Below are 16467 nucleotides of genomic sequence, written 5' to 3' on the forward strand. Positions count from 1 at the left end.
TATTCCGCATGTCAATTTCCTACAGTCTCGACATGGCAGCGACGGACAACACCGTGTCGCAGGTCGCCTGGCACATGTGTGACGTAGCCCGGTCTCTCGATCTGTTCGATGCGTCAGCCACCCCCGAACTGCTAGTCGACGAAGGGACGGCGACCACAACTGGTCTGTGGATGCGTGTGGGTGAAGAGAAATCAGATTCGCGGCATCCTGTGCTCACCGATCTCGGGTTCAGCCCGAACGTGTCCGTAATGTTCGAACTCGCCAGATCAAGTGAGCACTCCGACCAGCAGGACGAGATGATCAGATTGGCGTCCCGCCTACTGGACCGGATCACCGGCGATGCGGTGCTGCACTTCCAGTTCGAGGTCATCTGGCTGCTGCGCCGTTCAGGCGAAATGAGCCTGAATGAGCGGGACGACCTGTGGACCCCGCACCGGCTGGCCGCGGTCTCCCAGCCCTATCGACGTACCACACACGTGTTTTCCGACGAGTGATCAGCAACAGGCCTTGCCCAGGCGCTGAGGTCTGAGACTCCCGCTCGCAGCGGTGAGCAGCGCCGTTGTATTGCTGAGCAGCGTCGCAGCAACCTGCTGACCAGCCTTCCATCAGCTTGGTCCACGCCGTGAGGCACTCGGCCCGTACCTTGGGGATCGCCGGGCAGGCGCCCGACTCGACCACCAGCGCCCGGGCGGGGTTGGCGGCCGACAACCAGCAGTAGGTACGCCTCGCGGCGTTCAGCATCCCGCGGGGGTCGTCGCTGGGCTCGGTGACCTCGGTGGTCCGGCCCGACCCCGGTGAACCGGACCTCGGTGGCGGCCCGGTACAAGGTGATGAAGAAGTCGTCCTTGGCCTTGAGACCGTGTCCCATGTGGTGAGGCGGACGAGTCGCTTGTAGCAGCAGATGGCTGCGGCGAGTCCGAGAAAGGCCAAGTAGTTGCGGGAGCGCTCGTAGCGGGGGCTGCATTCCGCAGGTCCGGGCGGCCCTTTGCCTTATCCGCGTCATCTCGCGTTGTCAGGGCAGCCCGAGATGGGCGTAGACGGTACCCCGCAAGCGGGTCACGATCTCGGGATCGATGGCTGGCAGGACCGGGCCGGCGTGATTCTTCGCCCCGGTCGGTTCACTCAGGTCATGTCGGCTGGTGGGCCGAGCGGTGAGCAACCGACCGCCTCGCCCCCGTTCTGGACCTGACCCAACAGGACGGGCTGATCACGGGCTGGTGGTTCATCCGTAAGCACCCGTGCTGGCGGATGCGATTACTCCCAGCCCCTGGGACGCAGCTCCCCCGGACGCTGGCCGACACGCTGGACGAACTCACCGCCAGCGGGCAAGTCCAGCGCTGGTGGCCCGGCATCCATGAACCCGAGACCGCGGCGTTCGGTGGCGACACCAGCATGACCATCGCCCACACCCTGTTAAGGGCTGAGCAGACCGCGCGGCAGACCGTTCGCACTACCGCGGTCGGGAAGAGCTGCGGGTGGGCCGACCGTCCAGGTCATCCTGGTAAACGATGGCGACAGCCCGCATGCCAAGGGCCTCGTAGAAGGCCCGGCCACCTTCATTGCCGGGCGAGCAGTGGACCACGAGCGGCCACGGTCCCTCAGTACGCGCCCACGTACGGACGGACTCCACCAGAGCGCGCCCTTCGCCGGTGCCGCGCTTCCCAGGGGCGACCCACATTTCGTGGATCACGCAGCATCCTTGGTCGTCAGGTCCGGCGATGATGTAGCCGTGGGCGGTGCGGTGCTTCATCCCGTCTGGTGGGGCGGGACGCTCGGGGTCGAACGGCATCGCTACGGGCCCTCCAGCTCCTCGGCCATGGACACGGCCACGTCGTACGCGGGGCTTCCCTCGAGCACGCCGCGGCGCTGGTTGTACCGCTGCGTCGCCCGCGGATCCTTGTGGTCGGCCCAAGTGCTGGATTCTCTCCAGGCGGGCGCCGGGCCGGTCGTACGCGTGGGTGATCATACTGTGCTTGAGGGAGTGCGGGCCGAGCTTCTTCTGCGGGAGGCCCGCGTGCTTGGCGGTGGCCTTGATGGCGCGCCAAAACGAGGGGTGCCGCGTACCGGCCCTCCTCGCGTGGGCGGTGGGCCTGTGTCAGTTGGTCCGGGTGAAGGTGAACGACCGGGGTGCTGCGCCGTTGGCGGGCGCGATCCACTGCACGTGCATCGTGTTTCCTTGCGGCCGGTACATGACGCGTGTCGGGGTCTGGGTGCAGAAGTCGTCTGGTTCGGAGGAGGTGACGGTTTCCGGGCCGAACCGCAGTGTGCTGTCGACGGATGCGAGTACGGAGAAGCCTCGGCAGTGGTGGGCATCCCCGTCCCAGGCGAACTCGGCACGGGCATGGCCCGGGGTTCCCTGATGGATGGTGAGGCGGACGGAGGAGGTGGGGTCGTTGCCGTCCTGGGCTTGCCAGGTTCCCAGGTAGGGGATGGGGATGGTCTGGGTTGTGGGGGTGGCGCGGTGGAGTTTGAAGGTGGTTCCTGCGGTCTCGAGGGTGAGGGTGGCTTTGCTTCGGTGCCGGAGGGTGAGGTGGCCGGTGGTGGTGCAGAGGTTGTCGGGGATGGTGGTGACGGGTTCTGGTGCGAGGACGAGGTGTGTGCCGGTAGTGATGAGGGTGCCCTTCGACTGGCAGAGGGCGTTGGTCGAGGAGGTCAGGATGTCGGCGATCTGGCTACCGACGGGGCCTTTGTGGATCACGAGCCGGCGCAGGGTGGCTGCGCCTTCGCCGGGCTCGTTGAATTCGCCTTCCCATGTGCCGATGAAGGTGTCTGGCACGGACGTCGTGCTGGCGGTGTTGCGGGCCCGAGGTGATGAGGTGGGGCTTGCTGAGGAGCTGGAGGAAGGCGAGCGGGATGCGGACAGAGAGGGGCTCGGCGGGAAGGTGCCCGGGGTCGCGGTGGCGGGCAGGGGCTGGTGGGCCTGTTTGTTGGGGGGGTGATTGGCGTCGCGCATGTTCAGAGTGGTGACGACGGCTGCGCTCGTGGCGACGGCGGTGAGCGCAACCGCGACCGCCACGACCGCGAGGGTGGGCCTCCGGTGCGGCCGCTCGCGCGGCGGGGCGGCGGGCTGCTCTGTGGCGGGTGGGGTGGCGGCGACGAGGGCGGTGTCCGCGCCTACGGACCGGGCGGTGAGCAGCCGGACCGCGGCGTACTGCTCGGCCAGCGCTGCGCGGGAGACGGCGAGCACGGTAGCGGCCTCGTGTGAGGCCTGTGCGTTGTGGACGGGCAGGAGAGCGCCGGTGCCATGGGTGGGTGCGGTGCCTTCCAGGGCGGAGGTGGTGCCAGGTACCGCACCGGTGGCCGATTCATCTGCAGTCACTTGGTCCCATACGCCGCTGACCGTGGTGTGGATCATGCGGATCTGGTCCAGCCGGTCGTGCGCTTCGCGCAGGTATCCGGCGACCTGACCGGGTGCCGGGTCCGCGGCCACCGCGGGGTCCGGGACGGAAGGGCCCGCGGCGGCGGGGTCGGTGGAAGCGGTCGGGGGGTCTTGCATCTGCAGACCGGCGATGACGCCGAGCAGGATGTGGACAAGACGCTCAGCGTCCTCGAGCGTCGCGGACGCCTGGGCTGCCGCCTGGAGCGGAGTGACCTCCTCGCCGAGGTGCGCCGGCTGCGCAAGAGGCGGGGGTTGCAGGGCGGCGGTGGCCTGGGCATGGAGTCGCTGGGCCTGTTCCCACCGCACGGTGCGGGTGCGTTCATCGCGGACCACATCGTCGACCAGGCGCTTGAGCAGGTGCAGGTGGATCGTCTTGGTGCCGGCACGGTACTCGCCCCAGCTCGTCTTACTGATCTTGTACCGCTCGGCGAGCTCGCGGACCGTGAATTCCTTCGTCAGCTCGCGCACGAACACCGCTAACGCGTTCGCCTGATCGGTCTGCCCCTTGAGCCCGCCCTGCGGACGTCCAGCCTTCGCCACCGTGGACCCCCCGTAGTTGTCCGCGTTGTCCGCCGCGTGCAAGCACATCACCTGCAGGCATACGAAACCGCTGTTGATGGACAATCAGACCAGGTCACACCGTGGGAGCTCCAGCACTTCCCAGACAAACCCTGGAGCAACCCGTGACCCGTCCTCTCTCCCGAGTCCGGCCCCGGAAGTCCGGACTCCGCAAACCCCCTGCGGTTCCGCGCCGCATCGGCGTCATCGCGTCCGGCGCGAGCACTGCTGGGATCCGGTTTTTCCCGCGTCATCATCCCTCCGTGGTGGTCGCACTCGTCCGCCGCCTGGGTGTGCTGCTGGCCGCTGTGCTGGCCCTGGGCCTCCTCACCGCCACGCCGTCCCTCGCAGACGAGCAAGCTGGCCAGGAGGCGTCGTCCCCGGCGGCAACCGACACCGCGGGGGTGCTGGCAGTCACCGGGCGGGACGGCGTGTACGCACTGGCGGCGGACCGGGGCTCAGTGTGGCAGCGCACCGGCAACGGCATCGTGTGGGAACGGATCGGGGGAGCCGCCAAGCGCATCTACGCGGGGAAGGCCGGGGTGTTCGCGATCAGCCCCGACGGCAGCTCCGTCCTGCGGTACGACGGCGAGCCCGACTCCTGGACGTGGGTCGGCGGCGCGTACGCCGAACTGGCCATCACCGGCGACGACGTGTACGGCCTGAGCGACGACCGCACCTATGTACGCAAGTGGGACGGCGACAAGAGCTGGCGGGGCATCGGCGGGGCGGCTCAACACATCTACGTGGGCGAGGCGGGACTATTCGCCACCAGTCGGAGCGACGGCGCCGTCCAAAAGTACAGCGGCACCCCGTACGCGTGGGACCGCGTCGGTGGGCCGGGGGCGGACTTCGCCGTCAGCGACGAGCACCTCTACGGCGTGGCGCCGAACGGTTCGGCCGTGTACCAGTGGTCGGGCAAGGGAGAGGAATGGGCTCGGATCGGCGGCCCGGCGAAGAGCCTCCATGCCGGCGGCGCCGGGCTGTTCGCCACCGACCCGGCTGACGGCAGTCTGCAGGCGTACAGCGGCGAGCCCGGCGTCTGGACGCCTGCGGGCGGCCCCGGCCTGACCTTCGGCGTCAGCGACGAGCATGTGTACGGCGTCTCACCTGACGGCCATGATGTCCTGCGCTGGGATGGGGAGGGCACATCGTGGTCGATGACCGGTGGCCCGTCCGAGCGGTTCTACGAGCGGGCCAAGTACACCGGCTTCGACAGCGCCCCGCCCAAGGGCGCCAAACGTGTGCGGATCCAGGGGCAGCCGGGCCCGGACAACGGCATCATCATGGCCCGCTTCTTCATCCACACCGAGGAAGCCGCCTACGGCACCCTGCACGGCGACGATCGGGGGCATTCCAAGGAGCCCGAGGCCGGGTACCGGATGGCCATGTTCTGGAACACAGCGACCGGAGAGGTGACCTTCACCGTGGCCCAGTCGACCAAGACCACCCTCAGCAGGTCACTCGGTGTCCTCGACGGTGACTTCAGCGCCGACGTCCCGGCCCGGCCCATTCGCCAGGGCGATCCGAGCAAGGAGGACACAGCGGAATGGCGCAACGTCATCGACGCCAGGCGTGTCGACGGATCCGGCATCCATCTGAAGATCCGTGGCGTGAACAGTGTGCTCCCCGTCTTCGCCGTCGACACCGACCTCAGGGTGGAGCTGACCGGGGAGGGCATTACCGTGCGTCGCTCGGGCGACTCCTACCCTGACTTCGAGGCCGTGCAGTACCGGCGGGACGCGGCTCCCGCCTCCCTCGCGCGGGACGACATGGCGGCGGGCAACTTCTGGCTCAACGGGCTGCACGCAATCCCCGTCTTCCCCAACGTCGATAGGACGTGGCTCAACGGGGACAGGACACGGGGCTGAGCCCCACCCGTAGACGCTGCCCCTTCCGTACGACGGGAAAGGCCCCCGGCGGGGCGCCGCGGCAGGCGGCGGCCCACCGGGGGCCCTCGTGCGCTAACCTCTCACGGCTTCGGGGAACATCGGTACAGCCGTTGCTCGGGCTTCTCGACGAACGCCTAGGAGGCGGGCCGCAACTTCTGAAACCGCCGGAGCCAAAAGGCCGTGCCCAACGAGCAACAGCACATGGGCCAGGGAAAACGAGGCGGTCCGTCGCGTGCCGAAGTGCGTCCACTTCCCGGTTACGGGCCCGCACGGCGGGACAGTACCGATTACGGTCCCGCGTGGGGGCCAGAGCGGCGAGGCGGACGAGTCGGCCTGTACGCCGGGTTCTGTCTCCCGCGGGCCTCGCGGCCCGCGGGGAGGCGGCCATCCATCTAGGACCGGCGTTGCCGCCGGTCTCGTGCGGTCTACCCGCGGACTCGGGCGGGCAGCCCTCGATCGTCCGCGCAGAGCCGCCGAGGCGGCTCCTCTTGACCTTGCTCCGGGTGGGGTTTACCTAGCTGCCCAGGTCACCCTGGGCACTGGTGGTCTCTTACACCACCGTTTCACCCTTACCGAGGACCGAGGTCCCCGGCGGTCTGTTTTCTGTGGCACTGTCCCGCGGGTCACCCCGGGTGGCCGTTAGCCACCACCCTGCCCTGTGGAGCCCGGACGTTCCTCGGCGGGCCCCTGAAGGGACCCGACGCGACCGCCCGGCCGGCTCGTCCGCCGTGTCGACCATGCTACCCGCAGCGGGAGGGTGGACGGCCGCCGCCGGCGGCGTTGACCTTGCCGTGGCGTCAATGTGTTCACTGGGCCCATGAGGATCGGAGAGCTGGCCACGGTGGCCGGGGTCACCACCCGGACCGTGCGGCACTATCACCATCTGGGACTGCTGCCCGAGCCACGGCGGCGGGCGAACGGCTACCGGGTGTACGGGCTGCGGGACGCCATCGCGCTGGCGCGGGTGCGGCGGCTGGCGGAGTTGGGGCTCGGCCTCGAAGAGGTGCGCGATGTGATCGCCGATGACGCCGGGCGCGAGCTGCACGAGGTGCTGGCCGAGCTGGACGCGGATCTCGCCCGGCAGGAGGAGGTGCTCCGGGAGCGGCGGGCGCGGCTGGCCGGGCTGCTGCGGCAGGCGGAGGACGGCGGGCTGCCCGCGGAGGGACCGGTGTCGGAGGGGCTGGCCGCGCTGTTCGGGGAGATGGCGCGGGCCTCGGCGGCGCTGCCCGGCCCTGAACCGCGGATGGCGGCGCGGGAGCGGGAGTTCCTGGCGCTGCTGGAAACGACGGCGGCACCGGAGGACGCCGAGCGGACGCTCGCGCTGTTCCGTACCGCGATGACCGGGACACCGGGCGCGATGGAGCGGGCGTACGAGGTGTACGCCCTGCTGGACGCGCTGGCCGACGCGGAGGTGGCCGATCCGCGGGTGGAGGAGGCCGCGCGGGCGCTGACGGACGCGCTGCCGGACGAGATCGTCGCCGGGATGCAGCAGCATGGGGAGAACGCGACGGGGGCAGGGGGCGCCGCCTTCATGGAGGCGTTCTTCGCAGATTTCGCGCCTGCCCAGGCCGAGGCCGTGCGCCGGGCCATCCGGATGATCCAGGAGCGTCTCCGGTGATCCGGCTGATGCGGACCCTGGCGCTGTGGGTGACCCGGCGGCGGGACGGGATCGGGGCGCGGGACACGGCGTTCGGCTACGCCCGGGGGAACGGGTCAACGGTGTACGCGCTGGCCTCCGTGTGTGTGGTGGAGACCGTGGGGATGGCGGTCCTGCTGTGGTCGTGGCCCGTGGTGCACACCGTGGTCCTGGTGCTCGATGTGTACACCGTGCTGTGGGTGCTGGAGCTGCACGCGGCCTGTGTCGTACACCCCCATGTGGTGTCGCCGGACACCCCCGGCTCCCCCGGTGTGCTGCGGCTGCGCCACGGCCGCCGCCATGATCTGCGGATCCCGGTGGAGCTGATCGCCTCGGCGCGGCGGGCCTCCCGGTTCGGCGCGGACGGGGCCGAGGCCCGGGACGGGGTGCTCACCCTGGCCGTCGGCTCACGGACCAGCCTGGTGATCGAGTTGTCCGAGCCGGTGACGGCCGCACTCCCCCGGGGCGGGAGCGCCGCGGTCCATACGGTCAGGTGTCATGCGGACGAGCCGGACCGGCTTCTCGCCGCGCTGCCTCCGTCGGTGCGGGCGGGGCGGTGCTCCCCCGCGGGATGACCCGGGTGGGGAAGACGATGTGACGGGCCGGGTCGGCCTCCGGGTCGTCGATGATCGACCGGGCCAGCTCCGCGGCGGCGCGGCCGATCTCCTCCACCGGCTGGGCCACGGTGGTGAGGTCCAGCCATTCGGAGAAGTGGTGGTCGTCGAAGCCGAGGATGGATATCCGGCCGGGTATGTCGACGCCCGCGGAGCGCAGCAGCCCCATGACCTCGATCGCCACCTCGTCGGACTCGGCGAACACGGCGGTCGGCGGATGGCGCAGGCTCAGCAGCTGGCCCACGGCTTCGCGGATACCGCGGCGGTGGCGGGCCACGGGGTAGAGGACCAGCTCCTCGTCGTACGGCAGCCCGGCTTCCGCCAGCGCGTTGCGGTATCCGGTCAGCCGCTCCTGGGAGCTCCAGTAGAAGCCGGTGTTGTCGCTGGACTGGAGGAAGGCGATCCGCCGGTGGCCCAGGTTGAGCAGGTGGCGCATCCCGCGCAGGGCGCTGTCCGCGTCGTCGATGTACACACTGGGCCGCCCGGGGGCGTGCTGGCTGACGAAGACCACCGGCATGCCCAGCTCGTCCAGCCGGGTCCGCTCCTCCGGAGTGAGGTCGAAGCAGGTCACCAGCATCGCGTCGGCGTTGCGCCGGGCGGGCAACCGGTCGAAGAACGCGCGGCGTTCGGTCACGTCCGTGACGCTGTAGACGAGCAGGTCGAGCTCGGCCTCGCGCAGCACCGCGCTCACCCCGGCGATGGTGTTGCCGAGGAACCAGGAGTCCAGGTGCGGGGTGAGGACGGCGATCCGCCGCGTCTTGCCGGTGACCAGGCTGGAGGCGCTGCGCGAGACCGCGAACGACAGCTCACGGGCGGCCTTTTCGACCCGGTCGCGGGTCTGCGGGGACACGCTCGACAGTCCGCGCAGGGTCCGGGAGACCGTGGAGACGGAGACACCCGCGCGCTCGGCGACATCGGCCATGGTGGCGTCGTCACCGTGGCCGCCCGGCCCCCCTGAGGCACCCGAGCCCTCGGAACTCTCGGAGCCGTCGGTGTCGCCCAGGGCACCGGAGGTGCCGGTGTCGCCCGGGGTGCCGGTGTCGCCGGGCACCCGGGGGCCGACCACCCCGGCCGGGGCGTCCGGACCATCGGTGGCAGCGCTGGCAGCGCGGTCCGGGGGTGGAGGACCGGCGAGGCCGTCAGGGCCGTCGGAAGCTGCGGACATGGCGGGACCGTAGCACGCGTCCGGAAGCCACCGGCAAGGGCCCGGCCACTACAGTTTGGCAACGCTGTCATTCGAAGATCACCGGCATTCTCCTCGAACTTTCACCAGTACGCCCGTTGACACCTCTCCCGCCGCCCGCCTAGCTTGCAAACGCTGTCAGAGAGGCAGCCCTGACGGGAACGGGAGGAGAGCGCATGGCCCTGAGCCGCAGGACGCTGCTTGCAAGCGCTGGCAGCATCGCCATGACCGCCGGTCTCACCACCGCGTGCGGGACCAACAACCTGGACGACCTGCTGGTCGAAGCGAAACGGCCACCGGAAGGACCGGTGACCGTGCGCTGGTGGGCGGGGAAGATACCCGCCCGCGACGGGGGCGATATGCGCCCCGCCATCATCCGGGCGTTCCGCCGCAAACACCCCACCATCCGGGTCGAGATCGTGAAGGGGCTCAGCACCACCGACGGCAACCGCGTGGCGCTGACCACCCAGATCGGCGGGGGCTCCACGACCCCGGACGTGTATCTCGGCGACACCACCTGGCCCGCCCAGTTCGGCGCCAACTACCTGGCGCTGCCGGTGGATTCGCTGGTGCCCGAGAGCTTCTGGGACCCCTATCCACCCGCGCTGATGCAGGCGTCCAGCCTCAAGGGCAAGGTGTACGCGTTCCCTTGCTACACGGACGCGGCCTATCTCTTCTACCGCAAGGACCTGCTGGCCAAGCACGGCATCCCGGTGCCCAGGACCTGGGAGGAGCTGGAGCGCGGCGCACGGCGGATCCAGCGCGCCGGGGACGCCGACTACGGCTTCGTCTGGCAGGGCTCCGTCAGCGAATCCCTCACCTGCGTCGTGACCGAGTTCCTGGCCGACGCGGGCGGCAGTGTGCTCGACCGTTCCGGACGTGTCACCGTCGCCGACGAACCCGCACAGCGTGCCGTGAGCTATCTGCGCGGGCTGGTCGACGCCGGAGTGACACCGTCGGCGGTCACCACCTTCGCCGAACAGGACGCCATGGACGCCTTCGCGGGCGGCCGGGCGGTGTTCCTGCGCAACTGGGCCTACGCCTGGGGGATGTCCGACGCCGACGGCGCCTCCAAGGTGGCGGGCAAGGTGGGCGTGGTCCCGCGGCCCGGTTTCGAGGGCCGTCCGGACTCCGGCTACGCCTGTCTCGGCGGCTGGAGCAACTTCATCAACCCCAACTCGGAGAACCTCGGCGCCGCCGTCGCCTTCGCCCGCTTCTGCGCCGGGGAGGAAGCGCAGATGATGCTGTTGCGCGAGGCCGGGGTGCTGCCCGCGATGGACACCGTGCTCGACGGCCCGGCCGCGGCGAGGACCGGCGATCCGACCATCACCACCACCCGGCGGCTGAAGCTGGTCGCCCGTCCCGTGCAGACGCCGTACTACCCCCAGGTCAGCAAGGCCGTCTACACCCAGGTCAATTCGGCGATCGGCGGCTCGGAACCGGTCGGCGGCGCCCTGCGGGCCGCCCGCTCCGACATCACCGCGGCACTGGAGGGCAAGGCGCTGTGAGTACCACCAGCACGACCGGCACCACGACCGGCGAACCGAGCAGAGCCGCCGCCCGGACGGCCGGGAAGGCCGCCGGCCGGACAGCGCGCCGCGGTACGGGCCGTGGCACCGGCCGCGGCGCCACCGAACGCCGTCTGGCCCGCGCCGGATGGCTCTACGCCTCCCCCGCCCTCACCCTGATCGCGGCCGTCACCCTCTTCCCGATCCTGTTCTCGGTGGTGCTCAGCTTCTCCGAGGTACGCCTCAGCTACGGCGGCTTCCGGATCGAGGGCTTCACCACCGACAACTACGCGGCGCTGGCGCACAGTTCGGCCTGGTTCGAATCGCTCGTCTTCACCCTCGGCTTCACCCTGGTCACCGTCGTCCTGGAACTGGCGCTCGGCACCGCCGCCGCGCTGGTCCTGGAGCGGCTGGGCGCGGCGCGCGGCTGGATCCTGGCCGTCCTGCTGCTGCCCTGGGCGATGATCAACGTGGTGGCCGCCCAGCTGTGGGGCTATCTCTACAACGGCACCTACGGTGTGATCACCTGGGCGATCGAGGCACTCGGCGGCGGTGAACCCGCCATCCTCGGCCGCCCGGTGCCCGCGATGGCGGCGATGGCGGTGGCCGACATCTGGAAGACCACCCCGTTCGTGGCCATCATCGTGCTCGCCGGGCTGATGCAGATCCCCAAGGACGTGTACGAGGCGGCGGAGATCGACGGCTCCGGCCCCTGGACCACCTTCTGGCGGGTCACCCTGCCCCAGCTGCGGCCGATCCTGGCCATCGCGGTGCTGTTCCGCACCCTCCAGGCGTTCGGCGTCTTCGACCTGCCGTTCGTGCTCACCCAGGGCGGGCCGGGGACGGCGACCCAGTCGCTGGCCATCCTCGGCTACAAGACGCTCTTCCAGAATCTCAGCATCGGGCCCGGCGCGGCCGTCGCCACCAGTACGGCGGCTCTGGTCATGGGGTGCTGTCTGCTCTTCCTGCGCGCCTTCCGGGCCCAGGTGGACGAAGGAGGCCGATGATGAGGAACCGGACCACCCGCGGCTGGCGGCGGTACGTCAACGTGGTCAACATCGGCGCCCTGATCATCGTGGTGCTGACCACCGCCCCCCTGTACTGGATGGCCTCGGCCTCCTTCAAGGGCACCGGCGAGATCAGCGCCAGCCCGCCCACCCTCGTCCCCGGGCACCCGACCACCGGCAACTACGCGGACGCGTTCGGCGGCAACAGCCTGGGCCGCTATCTGTTCAACAGCGCGCTGGTGTCCGTGGTGTCCACGGTCGTGGTGCTGGCCCTGGCCTTCTTCGCGGGCTACGCACTGGCCCGGCTGCCGATGCGCGGCCGCGGACCGATCATGATCGCGCTGCTGATGATCTCGGTCTTCCCCGCCATCGCCGTGGTCACCCCGCTGTACCTGCTGGAACGTTCGGTGGGGATGCTCAACAGCTACCAGGGGCTGATCATCCCGTACATCGCCTTCAACCTGCCGTTCTCCATCTGGATCCTGCGCAACTACCTGCTGGGGGTGCCCAGGGCGCTGGAGGAGGCGGCCACGGTGGACGGCGCCGGTCCGCTGCGCACGGTCCTCTCGGTGATCCTGCCGCTGGCGCGGCCGGGCCTGTTCACCGCCGGGGTGTTCACCTTCACCGCCACCTGGGCGGAGTTCCTGATGGCGCTCACCCTCAACAGCGAGGACTCCTTCCGTACGGTGCCGGTCGGCATGGCCCTGTTCAGCAGCCAGTACACCGTCCCCTACGGCACGATCTTCGCCGGTGCGATGGTGGCCACGGTGCCCATCGCCATCCTCGTCCTGGTGTTCCGGCGGTCGGTGATCTCCGGGATGACCTCCGGGGCGGTGAAGGGGTGACGCCGCCGTGAACTGACGCCCGCGGCACACCGGCCGCATCCGTGAACCGTACGCATCCCCGCCCGCATTCTTCCCCGCGAGGACCACGTGACCTTTCAGCCCTCGGACCCCAACTGGTGGCGGCAGGCCGTCTTCTACCAGATCTACCCCCGCAGCTTCGCCGACTCGAACGCGGACGGCGTGGGTGACCTGCCCGGTGTCACCTCCCGGCTGCCGTATCTCGCCGGTCTCGGTGTGGACTGTGTCTGGCTGAGCCCGTTCTATCCCTCCGCGCTCGCCGACGGCGGCTACGACGTGGCCGACTACCGCGATGTCGATCCGCGTCTGGGCACCCTGGACGACTTCGACCGGATGATCGCCGAGGCGGACCGGCTCGGCCTGAAGGTCATGGTCGACATCGTCCCCAACCACACCTCCGACCAGCATGTGTGGTTCCAGGAGGCGCTGCGCTCGGCCCCCGGCTCCGCCGCCCGCGACCGCTATGTCTTCCGCGACGGCCGCGGACCGGACGGCGCGCTCCCGCCGACCGACTGGATCTCCTGCTTCGGCGGCCCGGCGTGGACCCGGCTGCCCGACGGGCAGTGGTACCTGCATCTGTTCGCGCCCGAGCAGCCCGACCTCAACTGGGACCATCCGGAGGTGCGCGCCGACTTCCTCACCACGCTGCGCTTCTGGTCCGACCGCGGGGTGGCCGGGTTCCGCGTCGACGTCGCCCACGGCCTGGCCAAGGACCTGGCCGAACCGCTGCGCGACATCGGCGACGTGGCGGGCTACGACCCGGACGAACTGCCCGAGGACGGCAGCCATCCGCTCTGGGACCGCGACGAGGTGCACGGCATCTTCCGCGAGTGGCGGAAGGTGATGAACGAGTACGACCCGCCGCGGATCGCCGTGGCCGAGGCATGGGTGCGCAACTCCCGCCGCGCGCCCTACGCCGGCCCCGACGAGCTGGGCCAGGCGTTCAACTTCGACTTCCTCTACACCCCGCCGTCCGCGCCCGCGCTGCACGCCGCCATCGACAGCGCGCTCGGCGACGCCCGCAAGGCCGGGGCCTCGGCCACCTGGGTGCTGTCCAACCACGATGTGATCCGGCACGCCTCCCGGCTGGCCCTGCCGGAGGAGCTGGGCCTGGCGGGCCGGGAGGCGTGGCTGCTGGCCGACGGCCGGGAGCCGGAGGCCGACCACGAGCTGGGGCTGCGCCGGGCCCGCGCCGCGACGCTGCTGATGCTGGCGCTGCCGGGTTCGTCGTATCTGTACCAGGGCGAGGAGCTGGGCCTGCCGGAGGTGGCCGATCTGCCGCGCGAGGCCCTCCAGGACCCGACCTGGGAGCGCAGCGGCGGCCGGGTCAAGGGCCGTGACGGCTGCCGGGTGCCGCTGCCGTGGACCCGGTCCGGCCCGTCGTACGGCTTCGGCGAGGGCGGCTCCTGGCTGCCGCAGCCACCGGTCTTCGGCGAGCTGTCGGTCGAGGCGCAGGACGGCGTGGCGGGCTCCACGCTGGAGCTGTACCGCGAGGCGCTGCGGCTGCGGCGTTCGCTGGGCGGCGACGAGGGAGTGGAGTGGATCGGCTCGGTGGAGGAGCTGAGCGCGGGGGTGCTGCACTTCCGCCGCTCCACCGGCTGGCACAGCCTCAGCAATCTCTCGGCGGTCCCGGTGCCGCTGCCACCGGGCCGCGAGGTGGTGCTCGCCAGCGGTCCGGTCGACGGCGACGAGGTGCCCGCGCATACGACGGTCTGGCTGCGGTAGCGGAAGGCCGTAGGCTGCGGGCGGGGCGGGCCGGTCCTTACCCGCCCCGCCCCGCGCGTCGCCACCGACCCTCCGAGGAGATCCACCGTGCTCGTCCTGCTGCCGCCGTCCGAGGGAAAGGCCACGGGAGGCTCCCGGTCGCCGCTGGACCTGGAAAGGCTGTCGCTGCCCGAGCTGGGCGGGGCACGGGCGGAGGTACTGGAGGAGCTGGTGTCGCTGTGCGCGGGCGACGCGACGAAGGCCGCCGAGGTGCTGGGGCTCAGCGAGGGACTGCGCGGCGAGGTCGCCAAGAACGCGGCGCTGCGGGAGGCCGGGACCCGGCCCGCCGGGGAGATCTACACCGGGGTGCTCTACGACGCGCTCGGCCTGGCCACCCTGCCCACCGATGCCCGGCGCCGGGCGGCCCGGTCGCTGCTGGTGTTCTCCGGGCTGTGGGGCGCCGTGCGGATCGGCGACCGCATCCCGTCCTACCGCTGCCCGATGGGGGTGAAGCTGCCGGGCCTGGGCGCGCTGGGCACGTACTGGCGCAACCGCACCCCGATGGCCGAGGTGATCACGCGGGCGGCCGGGCGCGGTCTGGTGCTGGACCTGCGGTCGTCGGCGTACACGGCGGCCTGGAAGCCCAAGGGTGAGCCGGCGGACCGTACGGCCACGGTCCGGGTGCTGCACTCCACCGTCGTGGACGGTGTCGAGAAGCGGTCCGTGGTCAGCCACTTCAACAAGGCGACCAAGGGACGGCTGGTCCGCGAACTGCTGATCGCCGGTGCCGCGCCCACGACCCCGGGTGAGCTGGTCGGGGCGCTGCGCGAGCTGGGCTACGTGGTCGAGGCCGCGGAGCCGGAGAAGGCGGGGCGGCCGTGGGCGCTCGATGTGATCGTCACCGAGCTGTAGCCCCCGCCCCGCCCTCTCACACCGCTTCGGCGTCGCTGATGTGCAGGACCCCGGCCGCCTCACCGAGGGTCCGCGCGTCGAGGGGGTAGTACCCCATGACCTCGGTGGCGTCCTCGCGGGTGCGGGCGGACGGCAGCGTGGCGGCCGCCGCCAGCGCCCAGGCCGTGCCGCGGCTCTGGAGGGCGCCTTCATAGGTGTCCGGTCCGGGCTCACCGACCCCGAGCGCCGCGCTGCGGCCCAGACCGCCCGCGACGAAGGCGTACCGCTCCCCCAGCAGGGCCGCCACGATGACACCGGCGCCGAACCAGCTGAGGTCCATGTCCGCCGCGCGCAACGCGGCCGTGCCCGGCTGGAGGTGGTGGTTGTGGCCGAACACCAGGGTGGGGCCGCGCGGCGCCTCGGCCTCCCGGATGTCGAGGAGGTTCTGGGCCATGAGCGCGTCCCGGGTGGCGAGCAGCCGGGACAGCCGGGTGCCCGGATCGAGGCCCGGCCGCGCGCACTGCCGGTGGTAGCGCAACAGCCCGAGTGCGGCGGTGAGATGGATCCTGGCGCGGGACCACTCCTCGGCCGAACTCGCCGCGACCAGCTCCGGCGCGCGCGCCGAGAGCGAGGTGAGCATCTCCTCCGCGATCGCCCGCAGCCGCTCGGCCGCGGGCGTGGCGCCGGGCGACGCGGCCGGGTCCATGACCGCCTCGGTGCGGCTCCACCGTGTGTCCTCGCCCGCCAGTTGTGTGATGTCGGTGTCGAATCCCAGGTAGTCGCGGACGTGTTCGAGGTAGCCGCGCGGGCTGGGCGCACTGGCGTTCTCCAGCGGGGCGTCGAAGCCGTGGAAGGACACGCGGTCCTCCGGCGGCCGGTGTTCGTTGTACACGCGCATCCGGATGACCAGCTCACGGTTGGCGTCCAGTCCGCCGAAGCCGTGGGCGAAGCCCTCGCGCATCACCGCGTCCAGGCTTCCGGTCCCGTCCTGGACGAAGTCGTTCACGGCGAAAGCGGCCACCCGGTCGGTCTCGAGGGCGATGGACCGGAAACCCATGTCCATGAGCCGGCCGAACAGGTGGTTGCGGACCCGCCCGAAGGCCGGTTCGCGGTGCGTCGGCTCACCGAGCGCCAGCAGGGCGCAGGACGGGGTGATGAGGTCTCGGATCTCCTGGGTCATGAGCCTCAATCATATCGTTGAATATCTTCGTTGAGACTTTTTGTGCGATGGC

The 16467-nt window shown here is 70.8% G+C and carries 13 protein-coding genes, 1 other RNA gene and 2 pseudogenes; 10 read left to right on the plus strand and 6 right to left on the minus strand.

Features of this window, described 5'->3' with window-relative positions; genetic code table 11:
• The first annotated feature begins 8 nt into the window (after positions 1-8).
• Positions 9-494, plus strand: a complete 486-nt coding sequence (locus AC07FT_RS01315; RefSeq protein ID WP_479173007.1) for a SitI3 family protein — start codon at positions 9-11, stop codon at positions 492-494.
• 373 nt (positions 495-867) lie between these two features.
• On the opposite strand, the pseudogene AC07FT_RS01320 reads toward AC07FT_RS01315, so the two are convergent.
• Positions 868-975: pseudogene (locus AC07FT_RS01320) on the minus strand (IS5/IS1182 family transposase); the annotation flags it as partial.
• A gap of 195 nt (positions 976-1170) precedes the next feature.
• On the opposite strand from AC07FT_RS01320, the pseudogene AC07FT_RS01325 reads away from it, so the two are divergent.
• Positions 1171-1410: pseudogene (locus AC07FT_RS01325) on the plus strand (thiopeptide-type bacteriocin biosynthesis protein); the annotation flags it as partial.
• Between the two features lie 40 nt (positions 1411-1450).
• On the opposite strand, the gene AC07FT_RS01330 reads toward AC07FT_RS01325, so the two are convergent.
• Complete coding sequence (locus AC07FT_RS01330) at positions 1451-1966, minus strand: GNAT family N-acetyltransferase (RefSeq protein WP_479173008.1); 516 nt, start codon at positions 1964-1966, stop codon at positions 1451-1453.
• Positions 1967-2095: 129 nt separating this feature from the next.
• Positions 2096-4003 carry a hypothetical protein gene (locus AC07FT_RS01335; RefSeq protein WP_479173009.1) on the minus strand — a complete coding sequence of 636 codons (1908 nt, stop codon included), beginning with the start codon at positions 4001-4003 and terminating at the stop codon, positions 2096-2098.
• A gap of 197 nt (positions 4004-4200) precedes the next feature.
• Between AC07FT_RS01335 and AC07FT_RS01340 the strand changes: the two genes are divergently transcribed.
• Positions 4201-5808 carry a hypothetical protein gene (locus AC07FT_RS01340; RefSeq protein WP_479173010.1) on the plus strand — a complete coding sequence of 536 codons (1608 nt, stop codon included), beginning with the start codon at positions 4201-4203 and terminating at the stop codon, positions 5806-5808.
• Between the two features lie 341 nt (positions 5809-6149).
• Here the strand turns inward: AC07FT_RS01340 and rnpB are convergent.
• Positions 6150-6551: RNase P RNA component class A (rnpB, locus tag AC07FT_RS01345), an RNA gene on the minus strand.
• Positions 6552-6646: 95 nt separating this feature from the next.
• Between rnpB and AC07FT_RS01350 the strand changes: the two genes are divergently transcribed.
• Both AC07FT_RS01350 and AC07FT_RS01355 read left to right on the plus strand, forming a co-directional pair.
• Positions 6647-7447 carry a MerR family transcriptional regulator gene (locus AC07FT_RS01350; protein WP_479173011.1) on the plus strand — a complete coding sequence of 267 codons (801 nt, stop codon included), beginning with the start codon at positions 6647-6649 and terminating at the stop codon, positions 7445-7447.
• A complete protein-coding gene (locus AC07FT_RS01355) occupies positions 7444-8040 on the plus strand; it encodes a hypothetical protein (protein WP_479173013.1) in 597 nt (198 codons plus the stop codon). Before AC07FT_RS01350 ends, AC07FT_RS01355 begins: the two co-directional genes overlap by 4 nt.
• Here the strand turns inward: AC07FT_RS01355 and AC07FT_RS01360 are convergent.
• Positions 7955-9244 (minus strand): LacI family DNA-binding transcriptional regulator, encoded by a 1290-nt coding sequence (locus tag AC07FT_RS01360; protein ID WP_479173014.1) that lies wholly within the window; start codon positions 9242-9244, stop codon positions 7955-7957. The two genes, AC07FT_RS01355 and AC07FT_RS01360, sit on opposite strands and share 86 nt — an antisense overlap.
• Before the next feature lie 194 nt (positions 9245-9438).
• Here AC07FT_RS01360 and AC07FT_RS01365 point away from each other — a divergent pair, with 194 nt between their 5' ends.
• The 5 genes from AC07FT_RS01365 (at position 9439) to yaaA (ending at position 15256) form a co-directional block, all read left to right on the plus strand.
• Positions 9439-10770: an ABC transporter substrate-binding protein gene (locus tag AC07FT_RS01365; RefSeq protein ID WP_471195264.1), complete on the plus strand. Its 1332-nt coding sequence runs from the start codon at positions 9439-9441 to the stop codon at positions 10768-10770.
• A complete protein-coding gene (locus AC07FT_RS01370; RefSeq protein WP_479173016.1) occupies positions 10767-11777 on the plus strand; it encodes a carbohydrate ABC transporter permease in 1011 nt (336 codons plus the stop codon). Before AC07FT_RS01365 ends, AC07FT_RS01370 begins: the two co-directional genes overlap by 4 nt.
• On the plus strand, positions 11777-12622 hold the full coding sequence (locus AC07FT_RS01375) for a carbohydrate ABC transporter permease (RefSeq protein WP_479173017.1): 846 nt from the start codon (positions 11777-11779) through the stop codon (positions 12620-12622). Before AC07FT_RS01370 ends, AC07FT_RS01375 begins: the two co-directional genes overlap by 1 nt.
• Positions 12623-12709: 87 nt before the next feature.
• The gene (locus AC07FT_RS01380) at positions 12710-14365 is read left to right on the plus strand and encodes a glycoside hydrolase family 13 protein (RefSeq protein WP_479173019.1); all 1656 of its coding nucleotides are present in this window, start codon (positions 12710-12712) and stop codon (positions 14363-14365) included.
• An 87-nt stretch (positions 14366-14452) separates the two neighbouring features.
• Positions 14453-15256 (plus strand): peroxide stress protein YaaA, encoded by an 804-nt coding sequence (gene yaaA, locus AC07FT_RS01385; protein ID WP_479173020.1) that lies wholly within the window; start codon positions 14453-14455, stop codon positions 15254-15256.
• Positions 15257-15272: 16 nt separating this feature from the next.
• On the opposite strand, the gene AC07FT_RS01390 is transcribed toward yaaA, so the two are convergent.
• Entirely contained in the window at positions 15273-16415 is a 1143-nt protein-coding gene (locus tag AC07FT_RS01390; protein ID WP_479173022.1) for an erythromycin esterase family protein, read from the minus strand.
• Positions 16416-16467: the final 52 nt, after the last annotated feature.

This window comes from Streptomyces sp. NPDC045899 (assembly GCF_056431485.1).